Consider the following 25,450-nt stretch of genomic DNA (forward strand, 5'->3'; position numbering starts at 1 on the left):
TCTTGGTAAAATAGTCTATCAAGAGATTATGTAAATTTTAGTAAATAAATTAAAGAAAAATAGCAGGATATAATTTGCAGCACGTAATTTTAGCAAGAGATCGTAAACGGCATAAGAAACACTTGAAAATAGTGATTTTTTTATTGGCTGTTTTTAGTTTACTTGTCGGTATTGTTCTCGCATTAAAAGAACAATCTTCAATAAGTATGATGGCTACACGAGAAAATGTAGTTGTTTTAGATAAGCAAGATGAAGAATATCAAAATACTTCAAGTGGTAAAGTTGAGTTACAAGCAGATAACATTGAGAAAAATACGGGTTTTATTGAGTATATTACAGATTTAATTACTCAATCCTCTCTTTCTATAGAAAACGAAGAAATTGTTTTTGAAGATCAAACAGCGACATCTTATGAAGATGATTTAACTAATGAAGACGATGAAGTTGAAGAACCTATTGATACGGCAGATAATGTCAATACAGAAGAGCAACTTCCGGCAGAAGCAGAGAAAGTGTTGGAGGATATTCTTGATGTAGCAGATCAGGCATTACGAATTCAAGATCAATTTAGTTATACGGTTGCAAGAGGAGATAAACTAAGAGACGTATTGGAGCAATCAGGTTTAAGTGCTTCAGTTGCCTCTAATTTAGTTAAACAACATTCATTATTAGCACAATTAGAAGCCGGACAGCAATTTTATTGGGTGCTAGATAATGAAGGTGAGTTAGAATATTTAAACTGGTTAGTTTCTGAGAAAGAAGAACGTGTTTATGAACGCCAAGCCAATGGTAAATTTACCTACCAAAAATTTGAGAAAAAAGGCGAATGGAAGTTAGACGTTGTGCGAGGTACGATTCAGAACAGCTTTGCTACGAGTTTAAAAGCAGTTGGACTATCTGATCGCCAAATCAACCAATTAGCGGTAGGATTACAATCGCAAATTGCGACGAATAAGCTGAGAAAAGGCGATAAATTTGCCATTTTAATTAAGCGTGAATATATAAATGGTAAAGTAACAGATTTAGGAAATGTGGAAGGTATTCACGTTATTAGCAGTAAAAAAAGCTATTACGCTATTCAAGCAGATAATGGGCGATATTATAGCAGACACGGTGAAACATTAAGTGGTGGCTTTGCTCGACACCCATTATTGTATGCTGCAAGGGTAACATCTTCTTTTAACCCTAAACGTAAACACCCAATTACAGGTCGGATTAGCCCACATAAAGGTGTGGATTACGGATTGCCAATTGGCACGCCAATCATTGCACCGAGTGATGGTGTGGTTGAACACGTTGCTTATCAAGCTCGTGGAGCAGGGCGTTACATCAAAATCAAACACGGGCATATTACCACCGTATATATGCACTTAAGCAAGACGTTAGTCAAACCCGGACAAAGTGTGAAAAAGGGAGAGCGTATTGCACTATCAGGCAATACAGGTGGTTCAACCGGTCCACATTTACACTATGAATTTCATATTAACGGACGACCGGTTAATCCAATTACGGTCAAATTACCAGGTTCAAGTTCGGGTATGAATAATAAAGAACGCCAAACATTCTTAAATAAAGCGAAGAGTGTGGAAGCAAAACTAAAAATGTAAGGAATCCAATGAAAACAAATATTATTGCGTTAAGTTTGATCGGTTTATCAACCTTTACCTTTGCATCTGATGCAAAATTGAAGAATCAGCTTGAAAAAATTGGGGCAACAGAGGTTAAAATTTCTGAATCGCCATTATCAGGTTTTAAAATGGCAACCTCAAATGAAGGTATTGTCTATATCAGTGAAGATGGACGATATATCATTCAAGGCAAAATTTTTGAGCTAAAAAACGGCAAAGCAGTTGATATAACCAATCAAGGTTTAATGGCAGAGTTAAATTCTTATGCGAATGAAATGATTATTTATCCTGCCAAAAATGAAAAGCACGTTGTAACGGTTTTTATGGATATTACTTGCCATTATTGCCATCTGTTACATCAAAAGATTAAAGAATATAATGATTTAGGTATTACCATTCGTTATTTGGCGTTTCCCCGTGGTGGAATGAATACACAAACCGCAAAACAAATGGAAGCGATTTGGACTGCTCAAGATAAAATGAAAGCCTTAAATGATGCGGAAAATGGCAAATTACCAACCCAGTTAAAAACGCCTGAGATTGTGAAAAAACATTACCAACTAGGCGTTAAGTTTGGTGTAACAGGCACGCCTAATATTGTTACCTCAGAAGGCGAATTAATCGGTGGTTATGTCGAGCCGAAAGAATTAGCGAAAATGTTAAGTGAATAACTGATAGATAGAATACAAGCGGTCATTTTTTGTAAAAAATTTGCAAAAAACGACCGCTTGCTATTATAAAAAGAAAATTATCGTGGAAAAACTAATTAAAAAACGTCCTTTATTAACAACAGCAACCTTATCTGAAAATTCTTTATTGAATCGAATTTATCAAAGTCGGGGTATAAAAACGACGAAAGAGCTAGAGCATAATCTCCAACATTTACATAGACCACAACAATTGGCTAATATTGAACAAGCAGTGGATTTATTAACCAACGCGTTTGATGAACAAAGTCGTATTGTAATTGTTGGCGATTTTGATGCTGATGGGGCAACCAGCACGGCACTTGCCATAATTGCGTTAAAACAGTTGGGCTTCGAGCAAATTGATTATTTGATTCCGGATCGTTTCTCACAGGGTTATGGTTTAAGTGTTGCGGTGGCAGAAATGGTATTAGCAAAAGGAGCTGATTTAGTTTTAACCGTAGATAATGGTATATCTTCATTTGAAGGTGTTGAGTTACTTAAACAACACGGTATTCAAGTTTTGATTACCGATCATCATTTACCACCGGAAACATTACCCAATGCGGATGCAATGGTAAACCCCAATTTGCCGTTTTGTACTTTTCCGTCCAAATCATTGGCGGGTGTTGGGGTCATTTTTTATGTGATGATGGCTCTTCGAACACGAATGCGTGAGCGACAATACTTCCAGAATAAAGTAGAGCCAAACTTTGCTGAGCTTTTGGATTTAGTAGCATTAGGTACAGTGGCTGATGTTGTGCCACTTGATCAAAACAATCGCATTTTAGTCCATCAAGGATTACAACGAATGCGTTCAGGGCATTGTCGTTTGGGGATAAAAGCTTTAACAGAAGTAAGCAAAAGGGAGCTTTCAACATTGCAAGCTGCTGATTTAGGTTTTGCTGTTGCACCAAGATTGAACGCCGCAGGCAGGCTGGAAAATATGTCGTTAGGGGTTGAGTTACTGATTTGTGAAAATATGGAACTTGCTCGTCAACTAGCTCTTGAACTAGATTCTTTGAACCAAACTCGAAAAGAATTTGAGCAGGAGATGAAAACAGAAGCTCTGGCGATTTGTGCAAAATTACCGTTACTTGCTCAGTCAGAACAAGCTCACGGTATCGTGCTATATCAAGCAGATTGGCATCAAGGTGTAATTGGTATTTTAGCTTCTCGAATTAAAGATCAATTCAATCGCCCTGTGATAGCTTTTGCACAGGAAAGTGAAGAAAGTGAATATTTAAAAGGATCGGCTCGATCTATTTCGAGCGTGCATATGCGAGATTTACTCGAATATATTGATATGCAATATCCCGAATTAATCGAAAGATTTGGTGGACACGCTATGGCAGCCGGCTTGACTATTCACCATTCAAAACTAGAGCTATTCAAACAATTGTTTGATCAGGCAATTAATGAAAGAGTTGAGCCGGAACAATTACAAGGCATAGTTTATACTGATGGCGAGCTTTCAGCAGATGAATTTACCATTACCAGTGCAGAAATCCTTCATAGTGCGGGACCTTGGGGACAGAACTTTCCTGAACCCAGTTTTGAGGGAGAATTTAGTGTACTTCAACAAAAATTGCTGGCAGGTAAGCATCTGAAATTAATGTTACAAACGGATAGAGGGCAATTATTAGACGCCATTTGGTTTAATGTTGATGTTAGAATGTTTCCAGACTTATCGATTAAAAAAGCTAAAATTGTATACAAATTAGATATCAATGAATTCAGAAATAACAAAACTTTACAATTGAAGGTAGAATATATGTATTATCTTTAATATTACTTTACATAAATTTAATAGAATTAATTATATTTGTATTGTAGAATTATTCTGATTGCAACCAAATAGGTTGTAAAACAATTAATTACATAGTTACTTATAAGGAAACTTAACATGAAAATGGAAAAAAAAGCGCTTTTCCGTACATTTTTATTATCAAGTGCAGCATTAGCAGTTGCTGCGTGTGGTAACTTAAGCAAAGTGAGTGATGAAGGCACAACTGAAAACCCGGTATTCCCAAAAATTTCAGAGTCTGAATTCAACCACGATGGTTCACAATTTGGTTCTTGGCCAAACTGGGAAAATGTCCGTCAAATCGAAAAAGGTATGAATAAAGATCAATTATATAACCTAATTGGTCGCCCACATTTTGAAGAAGGATTATATAGTGTTCGTGAATGGGATTACGCATTCAACTACCGTGAAAACGGCGTACACAAAATTTGTCAATACAAAATTTTATTTGACAAAAATATGAATGCTCAAAGCTTCTTCTGGTATCCAAATGGCTGTAACGGCAACTCATCATTTACTTTAACAGGTGATTTCTTATTCGACTTCGATAAAGATACATTAACAGCTAAAGGTAAAGAAGTAGTTGATAATGTTGCAGAGCAATTAAAATCATCTAAAGCACAACAAGTTAAAGTAGCGGGTTACACAGACCGTTTAGGCTCTGTTGAATACAACTTAGATTTATCACAACGTCGTTCTAACACTGTTAAAGCACGTTTAATCCAACAAGGTGTAAATGCTCAAATTGAAGCAGTAGGTTACGGTAAAGCGAACCAAGTTAAACCTTGTGAAGGTTATGCACACGCAAGTCAAGCTGAAAAAGATTGTTTACGTCCTAACCGTCGTGTAGAAATTTCTGCAAACGGTGGTGTGCTTAAACAAAACGAAGGTGGTAATGTAGCAGGTCCTAACGGTCCGGCTCCACTTTACCAAACTCCTGCATACAACAATGGTAAATAATTTCTGGTTTTAATTAACTTAGAGTAGAATAGCAAGGCAATCTTATTGATAAGATTGCCTTTTCTTTTAGCTTTTATTTTTCAGGAGAATACTATGACTTACCAAGCAGTTGCTTTTGATTTAGATGGCACATTACTTTCATCAAATGCTACGATTTTAGAATCCAGTAAACAGGCAATTCGGAAAATAAGAGAAAAAGGCATAAAGGTTTATTTTGTTACTGGCAGACATCACACAGCGGTTCGTCCTTATTATAAGGAGATAGATTTAGATACGCCAGTTGTATGCTGTAATGGTACTTATGTATATGATTTTAAAAATGAAAAAGCAATTATTGGTAATCCGTTGCCACCTGAAGTCGCATCTAAATTAATCAATGAGGCACAAGCTCAAGGTATTCATACTGCTGTTTATTTTGAAGATGCAATGACTTATGAAACGCTAAATGTTCACTTTGAAAAATTTCAAAAATGGGTCGCATCTTGCCCTGAAACTGTTCGCCCAAATGTTTACCAAGTTGAGAAATTTCAGCAAGAAATCGATAAAGGTTTAACCGTTTGGAAAGTGTTAATCAGCGATCCTGATTTAGTCAAAATGCAAAATTTTGTGAAAAAACTACCGCTTGATCAAGTAAGCCCTGAATGGTCTTGGGTCGATCGTGTTGATATTACCAGTGTTGGCAATAGTAAAGGAGCAAGGCTGGCGGAGTTATTAAAAACAGAAGGTATTGAATTAGAACAAGTTATCGCATTTGGTGATAATTTTAACGATATCTCTATGTTGGAAGCAGTTGGACTTGGTATTGCAATGGGTGGTTCGGAAGAGGAAGTGCAGCAAAAAGCGAAGAAAACAATTGGTTCAAATAACGAAGACAGCATCGCCAATGAATTAAAAGCACAATTTAATCTTTAACCTATGATTAAACCTAAATATTCCATCGCAAGGCGTATCGGACTCTATTTTTTAATTATGATCGTCTTTGCTTCTATCATTAGTGGCATTTCACTTGGGATTATGTGGAGTAATAAATCTGATGCCAGTTTGATTAATGTATCGGGTTCGTTGCGTATGCAAAGCTATCGCCTTTTGTCGGAAATGGATTCAAGGCAAGAAATTTTAGCCGAGCGTTTGTTGGAATATCATCGTACTTTACACTCAACCGAGCTGAGTTCTCTTAAGCAAAGCTGGTTGTTACCTGATAATGTAATACATAGCTACCAACAATTACTGAAAGATTGGTATGCGATGCAGTCTTATGTCAATCAAGGTGATAAAGCCAGTTACGCAACACACATTGAAGATTATGTGCGGAAAGTGGATAACTTTGTCTTTCGCTTGCAAGAGTTTGCGGAGTTAAAACTAAAAATTGCCACAGGTGTAATTGCCGTTTCAATGTTATTGATTATTTTACTTGCGTACATTGGCGTGTGGTATACACGGAAAAAAATTATCAGCCCATTAAAGCAATTAGTTAAAGCCAGTTGGCAAATTCAAAATAAAGATTTCGATCATATAAAATTAGCGGTTGATGAACCGAATGAATTAGGTTTGCTTTCCTCTACTTTTACTGAAATGTCGAATGAATTATTAAAACTTTATACCTCATTGGAAGATAAAGTACAGGAAAAAACCCGCCGTTTATTAGCAGTTAATCGTTCTTTGCTTGTATTGTATCAATGCTCTCAATTATTAACCGCTAAACCGATTAATAAAGAAGTACTTAATCAAGTATTGAAAACAGTATTTGATAACGAACATTTGCTTGGTATTAAATTACATATTTATGGTGCAGAACATTGGAACGTCTCTATAGATAATGCCTTTGAAGCGGAGTGGATCTCAACTGAAATTGCGATAGAAAATGAAAAGCTAGGTATATTAAGTTGGAAGCCATCTTTACTTTGTCCTGATGAGAGGTTACTGCAAAATGTATCAGAAATGATTGGACGAAGTATTTATGTCGTTCAAGTGCAAAAGCAGCAGCAGCAATTAGTGCTAATGGAAGAGAGGGCGATTATTGCTCGTGAGTTGCACGATTCTTTAGCTCAATCGCTAACCTTTTTCAAAATTCAAGTAAGTCTGCTCAAATTGGCAAAAAGTGATGAGAAACGCAACGAAATTTTATCGGTATTTGAAAAAGCATTAAATGATGCCTATAGCCAATTAAGAGAGCTACTAACAACGTTTAGATTAACTATTCAAGAGGCAAATCTACAACAGGCATTAGAGAAAATTTTAGAAAGTTTACGCCCGAAAACGTCAGCACAGCTTTGCTTAAGTTGTAAATTACCCTCACATATGTTCAATGCACAGCAACAGGTGCATATGTTGCAAATTGTACGGGAAGCAGTCATTAATGCCATTAAACACTCGCAAGCAACTGAAATTAAGGTTATTGCTGAAACGAATGATGATGGCGAGCATTGCTTAATCGTTCAAGATAACGGCATTGGCTTAGCCAGCCATACCGAACCGGAAGGGCATTATGGCTTAACCATTATGCAAGAGCGAGCAGCAGAACTAAAAGCTGATTTCTCCATTGAGAATGTGGAAAGCGGTGGTGTAAGGGTTAAAGTAGTTTTACCGAGTATGCTCAGCAAGCGGTAGTTTTTTGTTAATTATTTGCAAATGATTTATAAGGGATAAAAATGCAGATCCGAAAAGCAGTCGAAGCGGATTTTGAAACCATACTAGCGATATATAATCAAGCTATTCCAACTCATCAAATTACGGCTGATTTGGAATTAGCAACCATAGAAAACCGCCGAAAGTGGTTTGATTTTCATCTTCAAAGCATCCAGTATCCGATCTGGGTGGTAGAAGACGAAACGGGCATTGTCGGTTGGTTTAGTTTCTCGCCATTTTATGAAAGACCAGCTTTTGTGCATACTTCTGAGATTAGTATCTATTTAGATGGTAATGCCAAAGGAAAAGGTTATGGCTCGAAAATTATTGAGTTTATGCAAGCGGAAATGTTAAATCATAATATTCACACTTTAATGGCGTATGTCTTTGAACTTAATACTGTTAGTCAAAATCTAATGAAAAAACACGGATTTGAACAATGGGGGCGTTTTCCGCATATTGCCAATATGGGAAAAGATGAGAAGGGAAATGATAAATGGCGAACGTTACTGATGATGTCTTACCAAAAAGGCATTGAGTAATAAGCGGTTACAAAAAGCATTGCTTTTTGAACGTTGGCTTTGCCAACGGCAGCAAAGCTGTGAACAATCCTTCAAGGGATTGTGAATAATTTTTGAGTGATTTTTTACAAAAGGAAAATATGGAAAAAACAAAAATCGTACTTGCAACGAGCAATGCAGGTAAAGTGAAAGAAATGGCAGATGTATTAGCTGAATTTGGGTTTGAGGTTATCGCCCAAAGTGAATTTGGTATTGAATCTCCGGAAGAAACAGGCTTAACCTTTGTTGAAAATGCGTTAATTAAAGCTCGATTTGCGTCTAAAATAACAGGGCTTCCGGCTATTGCTGATGATTCAGGCTTAGCCGTTGAAGCATTGGGTGGTGAGCCGGGTTTATATTCTTCTCGTTATGCGGGCGAGCAAGCAACAGATGCAGATAACCGCAAAAAATTGTTAGCTGCGATGAAAGATAAAGAAAATCGTTTAGCGAAGTTTGTTAGTTGTATTGTATTGTTAAAACACGAAACAGACCCTACACCGTATATTGCATTAGGGGAATGTTTTGGCGAAATTTTAACAGAAGAAAGAGGCGAAAATGGCTTTGGTTATGACTCCCTCTTTTTCTATCCGCCTAAAAATCTGAGCTTTGCAGAGCTAGAAACCAAAGAGAAAAAAGCGATTTCACACCGAGCTATCGCATTAGCACACTTAAAAGAGCAATTAAGAGGAAACAAATAATGATTATTACCACAACACCAATCATTGAAGGCAAACAAATCATTGAATATAAAGGCTTAGTATTTGGAGAAGTCGTGTCCGGTGCGAATTTTGTACGTGATTTTTTAGCAGGTATTACCGATGTAATCGGTGGGCGTTCAGGTGCGTACGAAAGCAAATTAAATTCCGCAAGGAAAGAAGCCTTATCAGAGTTAGAAAAAGAAGCGAAAAAAGTTGGTGCAAATGCCGTAGTGGGTGTTTCAATGGAATATCAATCTATGGGGGGCGACAAAGGAATGTTTATTGTGGTTGCAACAGGTACGGCGGTGGTGCTTCGCTAACTATGTTTTCGCATCAACAAGAATTACCCCCTTATTTCTGGCAAGAAAAATCACTGCTGGAAATGAATGAAGCAGAGTGGGAAGCACTTTGTGATGGTTGCGGTAAATGCTGTTATCGAAAATATATTCAAGGAAGAGGTAAGCGAGAGCGGCTTTACTACACTTCAGTTGCTTGCAATTTGTTAGATGTAAACACTGGGCGTTGTACTAATTATTCTGAACGCTTCAAAATTGAGAAAGATTGTACCAAGCTAACCAAAAAGAATTTACCTGATTTTGGCTGGCTACCGAAAACGTGTGCTTATCGCTTGCTATATGAAGGAAAGCCTTTATATGACTGGCACCCTTTGATCTCAAAAGATCCTAATTCGGTAAAAAATGCAGGCATCTTAATTTCGAACAGCATTCACGAAAAAGATGTGATTGATTGGTTTGAATTTGTGATTGATGAAGTTTAGTCTAAAAAGGCGTTTATCAAAACGCCTTTTTTATCATTATTCAGATTTTGCCATTTCAAACTCAATGAGCATCATCAAAATATGAATCACTTTAATGTGGATTTCTTGAATGCGATCTGCATAGCGGAAATGCGGCACACGAATTTCTACATCGGCAAGTCCTGCCATTTCGCCGCCGTCTTTACCTGTCATTGCAATGACTTTCATTCCTTTCTCTTTTGCAACTTTAATTGCATTTAATACATTTTTAGAGTTGCCTGAGGTCGATAATCCAAACAATACATCGCCTTTTTGCCCAACTGCCTCTAAATAGCGGGAGAAAACAAACTCATAACCAAAATCATTACTTACACAGCTTAAATGACTTACGTCAGAAATCGCAATTGCAGGGTAGCCTGGGCGATTTTCACGATAGCGACCTGTCAATTCTTCAGCAAAGTGCATTGCATCACAATGAGAACCTCCATTGCCGCAAGAAATCACTTTCCCGCCTTGTTTAAAGCTATTCGCAATAAGTAATGCTGCTTCTTGAATGAGTTTAATATTATTTTCATCAGACATAAATTTGTCTAATACATCGGCAGCTTCTTGAAGTTCAGCTTTAATTTGTTGTAAATACATTGTTTGCTCCTTTTTGCAAAAAAATCTGTTATTAAGACCGCTTGCTCAGCCAAAAGTGCGATAAGTTTAGAAGAATCAGCTGATATTGTAAATCGGCTTAGATCAAATAACTCTCTTTTTATTGTAAACAAAAGTTTCCAAAAAGTAAAAATAGCGGTATGATCAGCAAAATTTTGCCATTGCGACGAAAGGAAAATATATGACTGCACAGCCAGAATGCTTCGAGAAGATTATTGGAAAATCTGCGAAAATCCAAGAAGTCATTATTCAAGCAAAAAAATTTGCCAATCTTAATGCACCTTTGCTGATTCAAGGCGAAACAGGCACAGGCAAAGATTTATTTGCAAAAGCTTGCCATAATTTTAGTACGCGTAAAATGCAAAAATTCATTGCGGTAAATTGTGCAGGGCTACCGCAAGAAGAAGCCGAAACAGAAATGTTTGGGCATCGTGGTAATGGTAGTGAAGCGGTTGGTTTTTTTGAATATGCGAATGGCGGCACGGTTTTATTGGATTCCATCTCCGAGTTATCACTTGAAATGCAGGCAAAATTACTCCGTTTTTTAAATGATGGCTCTTTTCGCCGAGTGGGAGAAGATAAAGAAATTCAAGTTGATGTCAGAGTGATTTGCACTTCGCAAAAAACCTTATCTCAGCTCGTTGCGGAGGGCAAAGTACGGGAAGACCTTTACCACAGATTGAACGTGCTAACCCTTGATTTACCCCCATTGCGTGAGCGAAAAGAGGATATCCCATTACTGGCAGATTACTTCATTGCTCAAGTGAGCGAACAGCTCGGCGTGAGTAAATTAGAATACGACGAAGCCTTCTTGCAAGCCTTGCAAAATTATCGCTGGTCGGGCAATTTGCGTGAGCTTTACAATGTGATTTATAGAGCTTGTTCCCTTTCTCCTAGCTATCGTTTGGCAGTAAAAGATTTGAATTTACCTGATGAGGTAGAAGATACCAATGTTGAGCCGGAAAATGCAACTTTAGAAGAGATGATGAACCAATACGAAGCTCAGCTACTGCGAAAATTTTATGCACAATATCCAAGTACACGGAAATTAGCCCAAAGGCTGGGGCTTTCCCATACAGCGGTTGCAAATAAATTGCGTCAATATGGCTTAACCAAAAATGGAAATAAAGATGAATAAACTAGCGGTCATTTTCTCAGCGGTTTTTGCAAATTTTTGGCTAAATTCGACCGCTTGTGCAGCACCGAGTATTCCTAAACCGTTATTGGAAAATAGCTTGGTTTATTGTACTACCTCATCGGGCTTCTCGTTTAATCCGCAAAAGGCAGACGTGAGTTCCAATATGAATGTGGTAACAGAGCAAATTTACGATAAGTTATTTGAATTTAACCCAAAGAAAAATCGCCTTGAGCCAGCCTTAGCCGAAAGTTATTCCATTAGTGATGATGGGTTAGTGATTACGTTACGTTTAAGAAAAAATGTGGCTTTTCACACCACAAGCTGGTTTACGCCGACCCGTAAATTAAATGCGGAAGATGTGGTTTTCTCGCTTAAGCGAATGATTGGTAAAGAAAGTGATTTACCCGAAGTTGAGACGGCAGCTGAACGTGCTTTGCACCATCAACGCCAGAACTATATTTATCAAAAAGCAACAAGCCAGATTTATTTCCCTTATTTTGAGAGTGTGGGGTTAGCCGGCAAAATTGCCAATGTTAGCTCGCCTTCAAATCATATTGTGAAAATTGAATTAACCAAGCCAGATTCTTCGTTATTGGCTCATTTAGCCAGCCAATATGCGGTTATTCTTTCCAAAGAATACGCTCTGCAACTTAATGCTGATGAAAACTTGGTGCAGCTCGATCTTCTCCCTATTGGCACAGGCGTTTATCAGCTTGAAAGCTATGAAAACAATAACTATGTGAGATTAAAACCGAACAGCGATTACTGGGGGAAAAAGGCTCATATTCAAAATATGATTGTTGATTTTTCAACTGAGGCAACAGGCAGAATGGCGAAATTTTTGAATAATGAATGCAATGTAGTTGCCTTTCCTGAGCCGAGCCAACTCTCGGTTTTAACTGATGAACAATTAATTGAAAGCAAAGGGGCAAATTTAGTTTATTTAGCTTTTAATATGCAAAAAGAGATAGGACAAAATTTACCCTTACGCCAACAAATTGCGAGTAGTATTAATCGAAAACGCATAGCCGAAAAATTATTTTATGGTACAGGCGAAGTGGCGGATAATGTGTTACCTACCGCATTATGGGCAGAAAAAAACAGCGAGAGTTACCCTTACACCTTTCCAAAACCAAGAGAACAAGCGGTCGAAAATGGTAAAAAATTTGCAAAAGATAACCGCTTGATCCTATGGGTGATTGATGAAAAACGGGTTTATAATCCACACCCAATTAAAATGGCAGAGATGATCCGTTCAGACCTGGCGGCTCAAGCGTTAGAGGTGGAAATTCATCAAGTAAGCCGAGCCTATTTAGTGCAACAACTTGAAAGCAAAACCGCAGATTATGACTTGATTTTAGGCGGTTGGCTGGCATCAGATCTTGATCCAAACAGTTTTCTGTCTGCCTTATTAAGTTGTAAAACCGCAGATACCGTAACTAATTTATCAAATTGGTGTAATGAAGATTTTGATTTTTGGTTAGAAACGGCTCGTTTAAGTGATGATTCGGCATCGACTAACTTATTGTATGCCTTTTCACAAAAATTGCTGGAAGAGCAGTTACCGATTTTACCTTTGATTAATGTAAATCGGGTATTGGTGGTCAAAAAAGGCATTCAACAGGCAGAAATTTCGCCTTTCGGACAGGTGAAATTATCGGAACTACGTTTGAGTTCGGATAGCAAAGAAAGGAATTAGTATGCTAACAGCTTTTATCCGAAAAGTATTTCTTACTTTGATTACGCTGATTTGTCTATCTATTATCAGCTTTCATATTTTGTTACGGGATCCGCTAAATCATCTTACTGATGTAAATTGGTTCGGGGCATATTTTAACTATCTGAAATCCTTATTAAAAGGTGATTTCGGCATTAGTTTTAGCAACGGGCAGCCATTAACCGAGCAGATTTTACAAGTATTCCCAGCGACTATTACACTTTGCTTATCGGCGTTAATACTCTCGCTTATTGTAGGTGTGCCACTCGGCTTTTTTGCGGCTACTCAGCAGAAAAATATGATTGGGAAAATGCTAAATATTTTAGGCTCACTCAGTTTAGCCGTGCCGGTATTTTGGCTGGCATTAGTGTTAATGTATTATGCTTCACTCAATCAATGGGCGATTTCTGCGATTGGGGAAATTCACCCACTTTATCCTAAACAGAGTGTAACAGGTTTTTTGTTATTGGATATTTGGTTGTCAGACAGTCCGTATAAATTAAAAATGTTACAAAGTGCGTTGCACCATTTAGCTTTACCAACCTTAGTGTTAGCGATTCCTGCAACGCTTGAAATTATGCACGTTACTCAAGCGAGAGCCGCTTATGTAATGAAGCAAAATTACATTAAAATTGCGAAAACCAGAGGCTGGACACAGTTTAGAATTTGGACAACGCATATTATTCGTAACACCTTGCCTTCACTTGTACCGATGATTGCCCGAACCTTTATTCTGATTTTTGCTTTCGGTATGTTGATTGAAAATATTTTCAGCTGGAGTGGCATTGGGCGTTGGTTAATTAATGCACTTGCTATTCAAGATTACAATGCGATTTCAGCAGGCGTTGTAGCGATTGGCGTTTTTGTCTTGTTTGTGGATATGTTTACAGGCTTTATTCGGGTAGTGTTAGACCCTTCAGAGAAAAAGGATTGGTATGGCTCTTATTAAAGAACCGGAACAGTTTAGAGAAACTGAATCAATTAAAAAATTTTGGCGATATTTCCGCCAAGATAAAATCGCTCTCGGGAGTTTTTATCTGTTTTTAGTGCTACTTACGCTCGTTTTTCTCGGCAGTTTACTCGCTCCGTATAATTATAATGAACAGTTTGCGGGCTTAGAACTAATGCCTCCATCTTGGGACGATAATGGGCAAATTCGTTACTTTCTCGGCACAGATGATTTAGGACGGGATATTCTCAGCCGAATTATGTACGGATTTTATTATACCGTTGGTTCCGCCTTGATTATTACTGTGTTGATTGCACTCATCGGCGGTGTTATCGGCATTTTTGCAGGCTTGAAAAAAGGAAAATCGGTTTGGTTTATTAGCCATTTGTTTGATACTTTCTTATTTATGCCGATTTTGCTGATTGCGATTATTATCGCAACACTAATGGACGCCAGTTTGATGAATGCGATGTTAGCTATTTTCTTGGCAATGTTGCCGCATTTTATCCATAAAATTTATCAAGCTACCGAAAAACAATTGAAAAAAGAATACATTGTTACTCTTAGGTTAGATGGGGCAACTCGTTGGTATTTAATCAAAGAAGTGATTATCCCTAATTTAACAGGAGTGGCAATTAAAGAACTTTCACATATTTTTGTGATTGCCGTGCTGGATATTAGTGCCTTGAGCTTTATTATGTTAGGGGCTCAAAATCCAACGCCGGAATGGGGAGCAATGATCCGAGAATCAATCGAGCTTATTTATATCGCCCCTTGGACGGTTATTCTGCCCGGCTTAGCCATTATGTTCAGCATTTTTACCATCACAATGCTTGGTACTCGATTAACCGATGTTTTTGAAAAGTACCGCAATGCGTAACTGATACAAGCGGGCATTTTTAAGAAAACTTTTACACATTAAGGAACACTATGGCATTACTGGATATTCGCCATTTAAGCATTGAAATCGACACACCCAAAGGGCGAGTGAAAATGGTGGATAACATCAATCTAACCGTTGATGAAGGCGAAATTTGCGGATTGGTCGGAGAGTCTGGCTCAGGTAAAAGTCTGATTGCGAAAGTGATCTGCGGCATTGTAAAAGATGAATGGATTGTTAGTGCAGACCGTTTTCGCTTTGATGATATTGAATTGCTTAAACTAACCCCTAATGAACGCCGGAAATTAGTGGGCGATCATATTTCAATGGTATTCCAAGATCCACTAGCCAGCCTAGACCCAAGCCAACGCATCGGTAAACAACTAATGCAGGCGATTAATTTTAAAGGCAAATGGTGGCAATGGTTCGGCTGGAAAAAGAAAAAAGCAATTGAACTACTGCACCGTGTGGGTGTTCGGGATCATCAAGATATTATGAACAGTTACCCCGTCGATATTACTGAAGGCGAAGCACAGAAAGTAATGATAGCGATGGCGGTGGCTAATCAACCACGTTTATTAGTGGCTGATGAACCAACTAATATTATGGAATCCACCACTCAATTGCAAATTTATCGCCTGCTTTCCAGTATGAATCAAAATCTGGGGACATCGATTTTGCTGGTTAGCAATGATATGAAAAGTATCCAAAACTGGGTGGATTCTTATAATGTGCTTTACTGTGGGCAAACGGTAGAAATTGCGGATAAAGAGAGCATTTTAGAATCTTCTTACCACCCCTACACCAGAGTGTTGCTCAACAGCTCGCCCGATTTTTCTCAACCGCTGGCGTTTAAAAGTAGTTTAAATACGCTACGGGGCTCTGTTCCAATGTTAAACGAAATGCCGATTGGCTGCCGTTTAGGACCACGTTGTCCTTTTGCTCAGAAAAAGTGTATAAACAAGCCGCCGTTAGTAAAAGTAAAACAACACGAATTTGCCTGCCATTTTCCGATTAATTTCAGAGAACAGAATTTGTTGAAAAATAAAGTCGAAAATACGCCATTTGTGGTGGCAGAATTGAGTGAGAAGGAATAAAAACAAGCGATTTGCAAAAGTAACCTAAAATATGACCGCTTGTTATTGGCTGAGAGTTACGGGCAACATCAGCGTATCTAATACAAAGCTCAACGGTAAATCAACAACTGCCAGCACAGCTAAAAGACCACCTTGTTGCATTGCTTGGAAATCTCTGGTTACACCTGCATACACGCTATAGTCTTGTTCGACCAAGCTAATCATCGTGCCACAAGCACTTAAATTAACGACCAAAGAGAGTAGGACGAGTATTTTACAAGCGGTTAATTTCATCAAAAAATCTCCAAATAAGCGGTTATTTTACGCTATTTCGCCAAAATTGCATTTGAAAAAATATTGTTTTCAGGCAGAATGTAACAGAATTTTATACTGATAATTTTAAGAGGAACTATATGCAAACTTACAATATTGCGGTGTTAGCCGGCGATGGGATCGGACCTGAGGTAATGGCTCAAGCCATCAAAGTACTTGAAGCAACGCAGCAAAAATTCGGGTTTAAATTAAATTTCAATGAATACAACATTGGCGGAGCAGCAATTGATGCACAAGGTAAAGCTCTTCCGGAAAATACATTAAAAGGTTGTGAAGAAGCAGATGCGATTTTATTTGGATCGGTAGGTGGACCAAAATGGACGCATCTACCGCCCGATGAGCAGCCTGAGCGTGGTTCATTATTGCCACTGCGTAAACATTTTTCGCTTTTCTGTAACTTACGCCCAGCGGCACTTTATCAAGGCTTAGAAAAATTCTGCCCATTGCGTGCAGATATTGCCGCAAAAGGGTTTGATATGGTGGTAGTGCGTGAATTGACAGGCGGAATTTACTTCGGTCAGCCAAAAGGCAGAGATGGCGAAGGTTCACAAACCCGTGCGTTTGATACCGAAGTGTATTATAAATATGAAATTGAACGTATCGCCCGAGTTGCGTTTGAATCTGCAATGAAACGTAAAAAACACGTTACTTCTGTAGATAAAGCGAACGTATTACAAAGCTCTATTTTATGGCGTGAAACTGTAACGGAAATTGCCAAAGAGTATCCGGAAGTTACGCTTGAGCATATGTATATTGACAATGCAACAATGCAGCTTATCAAAGCCCCTGAATCGTTCGATATTTTATTATGCTCAAACATCTTCGGCGATATTATTTCAGATGAAGCAGCAATGATTACTGGCTCAATGGGAATGTTACCTTCAGCAAGTTTAAATGAACAAGGCTTTGGTTTGTATGAACCGGCAGGCGGCTCAGCTCCTGACATCGCAGGAAAAAATATTGCCAACCCGATTGCTCAAATTTTATCAGCGGCAATGATGTTACGCTACAGCTTCAACTTAGGTGAAGCAGCAGATGCAATTGAAGCTGCAATTCAAAAAGCATTAGCAGATGGCTATCGTACCGCCGATTTAGCCGATGATAACAAACCGCTTTCAACCTCAGAAATGGGCGATATTATTGCAAAAAATATTTTGGTATAATTCCACCATCTACAGGGGCTAATTAAATTAAAATTAGCCCCGTTCAAATAAACATTATTCAATTTAGTATTAAGGTTTAATCTATGTTGATTTCAGGTCTTTTTGTCGGGCTATTGCTTGGCATCATTTTGCAACGAGGGCAATTTTGCTTGTCCGGTCAGTTGCGTAATATTGTGTTTAAGCGTGATCTCGCTTCATTTTCTCCACTTCTCCTTGTTATTTCGGTGCAATCTGTTGGCTTTTTTCTACTTGAGCAGCAGGGGTTGATCCGATTTCCAACCTCGCCAATGCCGATTTGGGCGACCTTGTTTGGTGCATTTTTATTTGGTATTGGGATGGGGGTGGCAAACCGTTGTGTATCGGGGCAACTTTATCGTGCTGGGGAGGGAATGATTGCGGCAATCATCACGTTGATTGTGTTTGCCATTACAACGGTTGCTACTCAAACAGGTGTACTTAAGTTCTGGGTTGCTTCACAGTTAGAAACGGAAAGTTCACTTGTTACAATTCCGCAGACACTCGGTATTTCTCCTCTATTTTTGATAGTACCTCTGTGTTTGCTAACCTTTTTTGCTTTGCAAAAAAAGCTTAGAAATCAACCGCTTGTTCCTCGCCAGCCATTTCAGCAAATCTGGTCTCCATACTTTACCGCACTCTCATTGGGTGTTGTCAGCATTTTAGGCTGGGTATTGAGTGCGGAAACAGGGAGAGAATTTGGTTTGAGCTTCAGTATCCCTGTTGGCAATGCCTTGCAATATCTCACACTTGGGCAACAACGCTATCTGAATTGGGGAACTTATCTTGTTATCGGCGTCGTTTTCGGTTCGTTTATCTCTGCTAAATTCTCAGGTAATTTCCGCTGGAAACCGCTTTCTACCGCTGATTTCGGTAAAAGCGTATTCGGTGGTGTGTTAATGGGTATTGGGGCGGCTCTTACCGGTGGGTGTACGATGGCAAATGCGGTTGTCGGCACAGCCTATTTCTCTTGGCAAGGGTGGATTGCAACATTCGTTATGATGTTTGGCGTGTGGTGCGTGTTCATTCTTCGCAAAAATCCTTTAGAATCAACTTGTTAGGAGTAACAATGAAACCTTTAAAACTTTCCGTATTGGCGATTGCCATTAGCTTTCTAGCTGCGTGCAATGAGCAAAAAATCAGTGAAATTTCACAAACTGAGTTGCTTAAACAAAAAGATAATCCTGATATTGTGATTATTGACACACGGGGCGATACTTTTTACAACGGCTTTAAAAGCCCTCAAACTGCACGAGGCGGGCATATTCCTAATGCTATTCAATTTACCGCAGAATGGATTGAAGCAATCCACCCCGACTATTTTGAGAGCTTTGCCGCTGATAAGGGGATTACCAAAGATAAAACTCTCGTATTTTATGATGACAATCTTGACAACTTAGAGAAAGTTTCTGCTGAGTTTGCAGCAAAAGGTTACAAGATCAAGTTATTTAAAGAATTTGCAAAATATACTCAAGATCCAAATATGCCTTTAGAAACTTTCCCAAATTATCATTGGTTGGTTTCAGCACAATGGTTAAAAGAAGCTTTAGATGGCAAACAGCCGGAAACGCATTTGGGTAATGATACAATGGTCTTTCACGTTTCTTGGGGACCGGTAGATCAAGCAACAGGCTACAAGCAGCACGTTACAGGAGCTTATCATTTTGATACCGATTGGATTGAAAATGCTCCCGTATGGAATTTATCCTCAGCTGAAATTATCGAACAAAATCTATTAAAAAACGGCATTACTAAAGACAAAACCGTTGTACTTTATTCTGAAAACCAGCTTGCCGCATTCCGAGTGCTTTGGGCGTTAAAATGGGCTGGGGTGGAGGATGTGAGAATTCTCAACGGCGGTGTAAATGCGTGGATTAACAATGAATTTCCGATTGATACCACCGTTAATACGCCAACGCCTGCAACGGATTTCGGAACGAAAATTCCGGCTAATCCACATTTGTCTATTGAGACCGCTCAAGAGGCTTATGCGAAGCAAAAAGAGGGGATGAAATTAGTCAGTATTCGGGCTTGGGAAGAGCATTTAGGTGCAATTAGTGGTTATGATTACATTCCGGGCAAAGGCGAACCGGAAGGTGCAATTTGGGGCTATGCCGGTACAGATTCATCTAATGTGGCGGATTATTACGATCCGGATGGTTCATTACGAAACCCCAAAGAGATTTTTGACTTATGGGAAAAACAAGGAATTAAGCCAAATGATAGCTTGGCATTCTATTGCGGTACAGGCTGGCGAGCAGGTATTCCGTGGTTTATGACACAAATGGCAGGCTGGAAAAATGCCGTTGTGTATGATGGAGGCTGGAATGCGTGGCAAATGGATAGCTCGTTACCAACAAAAGCACAATCAACCGAAACAAAACCAAATGCGAAAAATTTCTTTGGTGTAACGCCAAGAACAGGACTATCTTGTAAGAGTTAATGAATAACAAGCGGTCAAAATCGGTTAAAAATTTGCAAAAAACGTTCTGATTTTGACCGCTTGTATTTAGAGTAGTGGGCTCATCAATCTGACAATGTTTTCCACTAACCCCCACAATTTGATGCGATAACGCCAGCCTTTTGGCGTAATCAATTCACTTTGTGCTAAGTATTTTTGCTGAAGTTGAGCAATCTCTTCAGTCATTTCTTTATCATAAATAGCAAGGCTGATTTCTAAATTCAAGAAGAAACTTCGCATATCCATATTTACTGTACCGAATAGGCTGAACTCATCATCAATCACTAGTGTTTTAGTATGAAGCATACCTTCATCAAAACGAGCGATTTTGACATTGTTTTTAAGTAACATCGGGAAGTAAGCTCTTGAAGCATAATGCACCATTTTTGAGTCATTTTTTCTCGGTAAAATTAAAGTAACATCAACGCCTCTACGTGCGGCAGTAGTGAGTGCCAATAATAGCGGTTCATTTGGCACAAAATAAGGGGTAGTAATTACTATGCGTTTGGTTGCAAGATGAATTGCACATAAAATGGTTTCATAAATAATGCTTTCTTCTTGTTCAGGAGCGGATGGAATGACCTGTGCAATAACATTGCCGGTAGTAGGTGGTGTTAAGCCATTGTGTTTCTTTGCCTGTTGATTTAAGAAATCTTTTACTTTTTGCAGGTTTTCATCATCTTCTACGGCAATATCGGCGTAGAGAACTGCTGCCATTTCAAGCACAACAGGACCGGTACAACGCATCATCACATCAAACCATCTGCCAATACCAATCTCTTTTCTAAATAATACAGGGTCTATTAAGTTAAAACTTCCTGTATAACCAATTTGGTAGTCAATGACTAAAATTTTACGGTGGTTACGCAAATCATTACGCCCATAAATAGTTTGCATAATCCCAACAGGTAGAGACGTTTGAATAAATACACCCACTTGCTCTAGCTTTGCTCGCCATTCGCTTTTGAGGAACGGACCACTTCCTACATCATCAGCTAAAATCACACAATGCACACCACGTTCTGCCGCCGCTTTGATTGCTTCTAGTAGCTTATTAATTTTGCCCTCAGGCTCTACAATATAAAAGGCGAGTAGGCAGCTGTATTGTGCTTGCTCGATATCCTCAATCATAGAATGCAAAATATCATCGGTGGTACTGAGCAACTTCATACTATTATTCGCACTTGCACCCAAGCGAGTGGTTTTCTCTGCCATTCGTTCAATGCCACGAAAGGCGGAAGGAATTTGATCATCAGGGTTGAAATGTTCACTAGGTAAATATTCTTCTGCAAATTCATCATAGAACTTGATCATTTTTTGGGTTCGAGCAAGGCGGCGTTTGCTGACACGAGGTTCGCCGATCAACAGGTAAAGAACAATTCCTCCTATGGGTAAAACGAAGAGAATGATGATCCACGCAATTGCTGCACCGATATTACGCTGGGTGTATAACACTCTGGTGGCAAACACTAGCACAATCAGAAAGTTAATCAGGAGTAAAACGCCACTCCAAGTAAAAGAAAACGGCATAAGATAGTCCTTATCAAAATGGTTTATGCTATTTTAGTGAAAAATCAAGCTCAAGCGGATTGTGGTCGGAACTCTTCACGGCATAGCTTGATGCTGAATGTACAATAATATCTCGAGTAAAAATATAGTCTATCGGATAACCAAACGCAGTGGTTCGAGTATCGGGTGTGATTCGCACTTCGGTTAGTTGTAGTTTATTCGTTAATTCAAATAGCTTCTTTTTACGTTTTTCATTCCAAGTATTGAAATCGCCTGCTAAAACAATTGCACCTTGATGTTGTTGGATAAGCTCTTTCAAGCCATCTAATTGTTTCTGATAGCTATGGTTCGTCCAGTCAAAATTAATTAAATGTACATTAATCATAAGCAAAGATTTGCCATTTTCAAACGGAAAACGCATTGCAGACATCAGTTTAGGCAATCTAAGCAAAGGTTCTTGAGATCCATTTAGGCAATAGCGATCAGCATCTAAACGGCTTAAATTGAGAATACCTGATTTTTGCTCTTGATACTGGAACGCAAAAATATGTAAAGAGCTTTCAAATTGTGGAAGTAAGTTTGAAATCTGTTGCCCCGAAGTTGCCTCTTGTAATAGCACAAAATCTTTTTTCTCAGTAAATTTCTTTAGATCTTCTTGCCAATTAGCATTTTTGCCTTTATGAATATTCCAATTAAGCAACTGAAAACGTTTATTTGAGGCAGGTGTAATGCCGGTATTTTGATAACATTGCCAATAAGAAGAAAATTTCATTTCTTTGAAGATACTTTTCTTAGAATCTTGAAAAACAACTTCGGGCGGAGTGTAAATGCTCAAACTTCTGTAGTTCAAAAATAAAGTACTCCCTAATAAAACAAAAAATAATAGTAGTAAGCGTTTTTTCATATTTTATCGCCAGTTAAACAAGCGGTTAAATTTAGATAGTTTTTTGCAAATTGCTACCCAAATTTAACCGCTTGTATCTCTAAAATTAGCCGTCCATTTCCTCGCCTGTTTCAGCCCATTTAAAATTTAATGCGACAGAATTTAGGCAAAAACGTAATCCTGTAGGTGGCGGACCATCGTTAAAAACGTGTCCCATATGGGAATCACAATTTCCGCAACGGATTTCGGTCCGTTGCATTCCGAAACTGTAATCAGCCAGATAGCGTAATGATGTTTCTGAAATTGTTTGATAAAAACTTGGCCAGCCACAACCCGCATCAAATTTAGTATCAGAATGAAAGAGCTCTTGATGACATCTTGCACAACGGTAAATGCCAATACGGTTTTCATTTAAAAACTTGCCTGTAAAAGGGCGTTCTGTACCGTGATTTATTAAAATATCAATTTGCTGTTCGGTTAAGTCTTTAATATCTTTAATCATTATTTTTCTCCTGAAATCATCAAAAACATTGTAACTTTTTTTTCATTGTAAATCGTTATAAATTTCAAAATTTGACATAGATCACAAAAAATTTATCTGTTATATTGAGTGAGTTCTTTTAGCTTGTCAGTAAAGTGAAAAGATGTGCTATAATCTCTACATCTTTAGTAGTACATAAAGAACAAATTTTGTTTAACTTTAATATAGGTAGAAAAATCTATGGCAATTAAAATTGGTATTAACGGCTTTGGTCGTATCGGTCGTATCGTTTTCCGTGCAGCACAACATCGTGATGACATTGAAGTAGTAGGTATTAACGACTTAATCGATGTTGATTATATGGCTTATATGCTGAAATACGATTCAACTCACGGTCGTTTTGACGGTACTGTAGAAGTTAAAGATGGTCAATTAGTAGTAAACGGTAAAGCAATCCGTGTAACTGCTGAGCGTGATCCTGCTAACTTAAAATGGGACGAGATCGGTGTTGATATCGCAGTTGAAGCAACAGGTTTATTCTTAGATGATGAAACTGCTCGTAAACACATCACTGCAGGTGCGAAAAAAGTTGTTTTAACTGGTCCATCTAAAGATGCAACTCCTATGTTCGTAAACGGTGTAAACTTTGATGCGTATGCAGGTCAAGATATCGTTTCTAATGCTTCTTGTACAACAAACTGCTTAGCACCATTAGCGAAAGTAATTCACAATAAATTCGGTATTAAAGAAGGCTTAATGACTACAGTTCACGCAACAACTGCGACACAAAAAACTGTAGATGGTCCATCAGCGAAAGACTGGCGTGGTGGTCGTGGTGCTTCACAAAACATCATTCCTTCATCAACCGGTGCAGCGAAAGCAGTAGGTAAAGTATTACCTGCATTAAACGGTAAATTAACCGGTATGGCTTTCCGTGTTCCTACAACTAACGTTTCTGTAGTTGATTTAACAGTAAACCTAGAAAAACCGGCAACTTATGCTGAAATCTGTGCTGAAATCAAACGTGCTTCAGAAAACGAAATGAAAGGCGTATTAGGCTATACAGAAGATGCTGTAGTTTCAACAGACTTCAACGGTGCGACTGAAACTTCTGTATTCGATGCAGCAGCAGGTATCGCATTAACAGATACATTCGTTAAATTAGTATCTTGGTACGATAACGAAGTTGGTTACTCAAACAAAGTATTAGACTTAGTTGCTCACGTATATAACTACAAAGGTTAATTGATGAGTTATAGCTAAATTTAAGGACCAAATTCTGAAAAGAGTTTGGTCCTTTTGCTTTGTGTAATATTTTATTAATGTCGTTCTAGGTTTATAAACCCGAGCGGTAAAATTGAAAAAGAAATTGAAGAAATTCTTTGATTTATAGTGGTAGTTTATTGAAATTTGAAATCGAAATTGCTATATATGAGCCATAAGTTGGCTACTATGGGGAAAATAAAATGGGTAATTTTTGTTATTTTATTATGCTATTAATCATTACCTTTTTTACGATTTTAATCTTTAATAAGATAGGCTGGGTAAATGCCGGAATTTTAGTGGTTGTATTTTTCACTTTCTTTGCTGCTTGGATAGTGCGTAAAAACCAAGAAATAACGCGAGACTTAGAAGAAAAAGAGCTGAATGAATGGCTTGAAAAAGAACTAAAACGTCCAGTCGTTCAAGATAAACTACGCCATCTACCACCAAATGATATTGATGATGAAATTAGCACTATTGCTACCGGTAAAGTAAGTTGGACAGATAAAGAGGGAAAAACGACAGACCTTTTTGATATTGAAATAAATATCAGATCCAAATAGCTTAATATAGGTTGATTATTCCGAAAATAAGAAAAAGCCTGCAAACGTTGATTTCACAGGCTTTCTAAGGTTTTTTAGTTTAGCTTCGTTGAGCTAAATTTAGTTTAATGGTGCTCTGGGCGAGACTTGAACTCGCACGGGCTATGCCCACCACCCCCTCAAGATGGCGTGTCTACCAATTCCACCACCAGAGCTTTTATTCTTTTACGCGATTATTGAGGGATATCGCTATTTTCCGTTTTTACAGGTTCAACCTGTTTTTGTTCAACTTGGCTTAAGTCTTCAAATTGACTTGTTGGTGCTTTTGTATTTGAACTTAAGTTACCGATTACTAAGCTGATCGCGAAAAAGATTGTTGCTAATAATGCAGTTGTTCTTGATAAGAAGTTTGCAGAACCTGCTGAACCAAAAACAGTTGCTGAAGCACCCGCACCGAAAGATGCACCGGCATCAGCTCCTTTACCTTGTTGCATTAATACGAATGCGATAAGCAGTACGGCTACAACAAGATAAGCAATTGTTAAAACATTGATTAACATTAATTTGTTCTCTATATAATTCTTTATGCGAAATTTGCAATGGCGTGAATAATATAGAATTTACGCCTATTTGACAAGAGGCAAACGCTGATTTTTAAA

General features: G+C 38.3%; 26 protein-coding genes and 1 tRNA gene. 20 read left to right on the top strand and 7 right to left on the bottom strand.

All coding sequences use genetic code 11. From position 1 onward, the window contains the following. The first annotated feature begins 74 nt into the window (after positions 1 to 74). From mepM to V6W77_RS04325, 10 genes are all read left to right on the top strand, one after another. Positions 75 to 1,607 (top strand): murein DD-endopeptidase MepM, encoded by a 1,533-nt coding sequence (mepM, locus tag V6W77_RS04280; RefSeq protein ID WP_428981772.1) that lies wholly within the window; start codon positions 75 to 77, stop codon positions 1,605 to 1,607. A gap of 8 nt (positions 1,608 to 1,615) precedes the next feature. After that, positions 1,616 to 2,299, top strand: coding sequence for a bifunctional protein-disulfide isomerase/oxidoreductase DsbC (dsbC, locus tag V6W77_RS04285; protein ID WP_334253891.1), 684 nt, complete (start codon positions 1,616 to 1,618; stop codon positions 2,297 to 2,299). Between the two features lie 82 nt (positions 2,300 to 2,381). After that, positions 2,382 to 4,103 (top strand): single-stranded-DNA-specific exonuclease RecJ, encoded by a 1,722-nt coding sequence (gene recJ, locus V6W77_RS04290; RefSeq protein WP_334253892.1) that lies wholly within the window; start codon positions 2,382 to 2,384, stop codon positions 4,101 to 4,103. A gap of 117 nt (positions 4,104 to 4,220) precedes the next feature. Then, positions 4,221 to 5,081: an OmpA family protein gene (locus V6W77_RS04295; RefSeq protein ID WP_428981773.1), complete on the top strand. Its 861-nt coding sequence runs from the start codon at positions 4,221 to 4,223 to the stop codon at positions 5,079 to 5,081. Between the two features lie 93 nt (positions 5,082 to 5,174). Further along, positions 5,175 to 5,993 (top strand): pyridoxal phosphatase, encoded by an 819-nt coding sequence (locus tag V6W77_RS04300; protein WP_334253893.1) that lies wholly within the window; start codon positions 5,175 to 5,177, stop codon positions 5,991 to 5,993. Positions 5,994 to 5,996: 3 nt separating this feature from the next. Further along, the gene (narQ, locus tag V6W77_RS04305; protein ID WP_025235861.1) at positions 5,997 to 7,688 is read left to right on the top strand and encodes a nitrate/nitrite two-component system sensor histidine kinase NarQ; all 1,692 of its coding nucleotides are present in this window, start codon (positions 5,997 to 5,999) and stop codon (positions 7,686 to 7,688) included. A 41-nt stretch (positions 7,689 to 7,729) separates the two neighbouring features. Then, complete coding sequence (locus V6W77_RS04310) at positions 7,730 to 8,248, top strand: GNAT family N-acetyltransferase (protein ID WP_334229358.1); 519 nt, start codon at positions 7,730 to 7,732, stop codon at positions 8,246 to 8,248. Between the two features lie 119 nt (positions 8,249 to 8,367). Continuing rightward, entirely contained in the window at positions 8,368 to 8,964 is a 597-nt protein-coding gene (rdgB, locus tag V6W77_RS04315; RefSeq protein WP_334253894.1) for an RdgB/HAM1 family non-canonical purine NTP pyrophosphatase, read from the top strand. After that, a complete protein-coding gene (locus V6W77_RS04320; RefSeq protein WP_025235864.1) occupies positions 8,964 to 9,284 on the top strand; it encodes a YbjQ family protein in 321 nt (106 codons plus the stop codon). Before rdgB ends, V6W77_RS04320 begins: the two co-directional genes overlap by 1 nt. A 2-nt stretch (positions 9,285 to 9,286) precedes the next feature. After that, complete coding sequence (locus tag V6W77_RS04325; RefSeq protein ID WP_334253895.1) at positions 9,287 to 9,742, top strand: YcgN family cysteine cluster protein; 456 nt, start codon at positions 9,287 to 9,289, stop codon at positions 9,740 to 9,742. Between the two features lie 36 nt (positions 9,743 to 9,778). Here V6W77_RS04325 and lpcA read toward each other — a convergent pair whose 3' ends face one another. Further along, a complete protein-coding gene (gene lpcA, locus V6W77_RS04330; protein WP_025235866.1) occupies positions 9,779 to 10,363 on the bottom strand; it encodes a D-sedoheptulose 7-phosphate isomerase in 585 nt (194 codons plus the stop codon). A gap of 199 nt (positions 10,364 to 10,562) precedes the next feature. Between lpcA and V6W77_RS04335 the strand changes: the two genes are divergently transcribed. Genes V6W77_RS04335 through V6W77_RS04355 form a run of 5 tightly spaced genes read left to right on the top strand, consistent with a single transcriptional unit; the run spans position 10,563 to position 16,162 of the window. Then, positions 10,563 to 11,519: a sigma 54-interacting transcriptional regulator gene (locus V6W77_RS04335; RefSeq protein WP_334253896.1), complete on the top strand. Its 957-nt coding sequence runs from the start codon at positions 10,563 to 10,565 to the stop codon at positions 11,517 to 11,519. Further along, a complete protein-coding gene (locus V6W77_RS04340; RefSeq protein ID WP_334253897.1) occupies positions 11,512 to 13,218 on the top strand; it encodes an ABC transporter substrate-binding protein in 1,707 nt (568 codons plus the stop codon). The genes V6W77_RS04335 and V6W77_RS04340 overlap by 8 nt, the downstream gene beginning before the upstream one ends. A 1-nt stretch (position 13,219) precedes the next feature. Continuing rightward, positions 13,220 to 14,185 carry an ABC transporter permease gene (locus V6W77_RS04345; protein ID WP_334253898.1) on the top strand — a complete coding sequence of 322 codons (966 nt, stop codon included), beginning with the start codon at positions 13,220 to 13,222 and terminating at the stop codon, positions 14,183 to 14,185. Beyond that, complete coding sequence (locus V6W77_RS04350) at positions 14,172 to 15,065, top strand: ABC transporter permease subunit (protein WP_334229354.1); 894 nt, start codon at positions 14,172 to 14,174, stop codon at positions 15,063 to 15,065. The genes V6W77_RS04345 and V6W77_RS04350 overlap by 14 nt, the downstream gene beginning before the upstream one ends. Before the next feature lie 50 nt (positions 15,066 to 15,115). Continuing rightward, the gene (locus tag V6W77_RS04355) at positions 15,116 to 16,162 is read left to right on the top strand and encodes a peptide ABC transporter ATP-binding protein (RefSeq protein ID WP_025235871.1); all 1,047 of its coding nucleotides are present in this window, start codon (positions 15,116 to 15,118) and stop codon (positions 16,160 to 16,162) included. 42 nt (positions 16,163 to 16,204) lie between these two features. On the opposite strand, the gene V6W77_RS04360 is transcribed toward V6W77_RS04355, so the two are convergent. After that, a complete protein-coding gene (locus V6W77_RS04360; RefSeq protein ID WP_334253981.1) occupies positions 16,205 to 16,435 on the bottom strand; it encodes a YceK/YidQ family lipoprotein in 231 nt (76 codons plus the stop codon). Positions 16,436 to 16,554: 119 nt separating this feature from the next. On the opposite strand from V6W77_RS04360, the gene leuB reads away from it, so the two are divergent. The 3 genes from leuB (at position 16,555) to V6W77_RS04375 (ending at position 20,095) form a co-directional block, all read left to right on the top strand. Beyond that, positions 16,555 to 17,637 (top strand): 3-isopropylmalate dehydrogenase, encoded by a 1,083-nt coding sequence (gene leuB / locus V6W77_RS04365; protein ID WP_334237352.1) that lies wholly within the window; start codon positions 16,555 to 16,557, stop codon positions 17,635 to 17,637. 83 nt (positions 17,638 to 17,720) lie between these two features. Further along, on the top strand, positions 17,721 to 18,713 hold the full coding sequence (locus V6W77_RS04370; protein ID WP_334253899.1) for a YeeE/YedE family protein: 993 nt from the start codon (positions 17,721 to 17,723) through the stop codon (positions 18,711 to 18,713). Between the two features lie 8 nt (positions 18,714 to 18,721). Beyond that, positions 18,722 to 20,095, top strand: a complete 1,374-nt coding sequence (locus V6W77_RS04375) for a rhodanese-like domain-containing protein (protein ID WP_334253900.1) — start codon at positions 18,722 to 18,724, stop codon at positions 20,093 to 20,095. 66 nt (positions 20,096 to 20,161) lie between these two features. Here the strand turns inward: V6W77_RS04375 and cls are convergent, their stop codons facing one another. From cls to msrB, 3 genes are all read right to left on the bottom strand, one after another. After that, a complete protein-coding gene (gene cls, locus V6W77_RS04380; RefSeq protein ID WP_025235876.1) occupies positions 20,162 to 21,643 on the bottom strand; it encodes a cardiolipin synthase in 1,482 nt (493 codons plus the stop codon). A gap of 28 nt (positions 21,644 to 21,671) precedes the next feature. Further along, the gene (locus V6W77_RS04385; RefSeq protein WP_334253901.1) at positions 21,672 to 22,526 is read right to left on the bottom strand and encodes an endonuclease/exonuclease/phosphatase family protein; all 855 of its coding nucleotides are present in this window, start codon (positions 22,524 to 22,526) and stop codon (positions 21,672 to 21,674) included. A gap of 85 nt (positions 22,527 to 22,611) precedes the next feature. Next, positions 22,612 to 23,007 (bottom strand): peptide-methionine (R)-S-oxide reductase MsrB, encoded by a 396-nt coding sequence (msrB, locus tag V6W77_RS04390; protein WP_334229339.1) that lies wholly within the window; start codon positions 23,005 to 23,007, stop codon positions 22,612 to 22,614. 219 nt (positions 23,008 to 23,226) lie between these two features. Here msrB and gap point away from each other — a divergent pair, with 219 nt between their 5' ends. Both gap and V6W77_RS04400 read left to right on the top strand, forming a co-directional pair. Further along, positions 23,227 to 24,231 (top strand): type I glyceraldehyde-3-phosphate dehydrogenase, encoded by a 1,005-nt coding sequence (gene gap, locus V6W77_RS04395; RefSeq protein ID WP_025235879.1) that lies wholly within the window; start codon positions 23,227 to 23,229, stop codon positions 24,229 to 24,231. A gap of 221 nt (positions 24,232 to 24,452) precedes the next feature. Beyond that, the gene (locus V6W77_RS04400) at positions 24,453 to 24,812 is read left to right on the top strand and encodes a hypothetical protein (RefSeq protein ID WP_334253902.1); all 360 of its coding nucleotides are present in this window, start codon (positions 24,453 to 24,455) and stop codon (positions 24,810 to 24,812) included. A 108-nt stretch (positions 24,813 to 24,920) separates the two neighbouring features. On the opposite strand, the gene V6W77_RS04405 is transcribed toward V6W77_RS04400, so the two are convergent. Next, positions 24,921 to 25,006, bottom strand: a tRNA-Leu gene (locus V6W77_RS04405). Between the two features lie 18 nt (positions 25,007 to 25,024). Then, the gene (secG, locus tag V6W77_RS04410) at positions 25,025 to 25,351 is read right to left on the bottom strand and encodes a preprotein translocase subunit SecG (protein WP_025235881.1); all 327 of its coding nucleotides are present in this window, start codon (positions 25,349 to 25,351) and stop codon (positions 25,025 to 25,027) included. Positions 25,352 to 25,450 lie beyond the last annotated feature (99 nt).

It is taken from the genome of Mannheimia indoligenes, assembly GCF_036880405.1.
Classification (GTDB): Bacteria; Pseudomonadota; Gammaproteobacteria; order Enterobacterales; family Pasteurellaceae; genus Mannheimia; species Mannheimia indoligenes.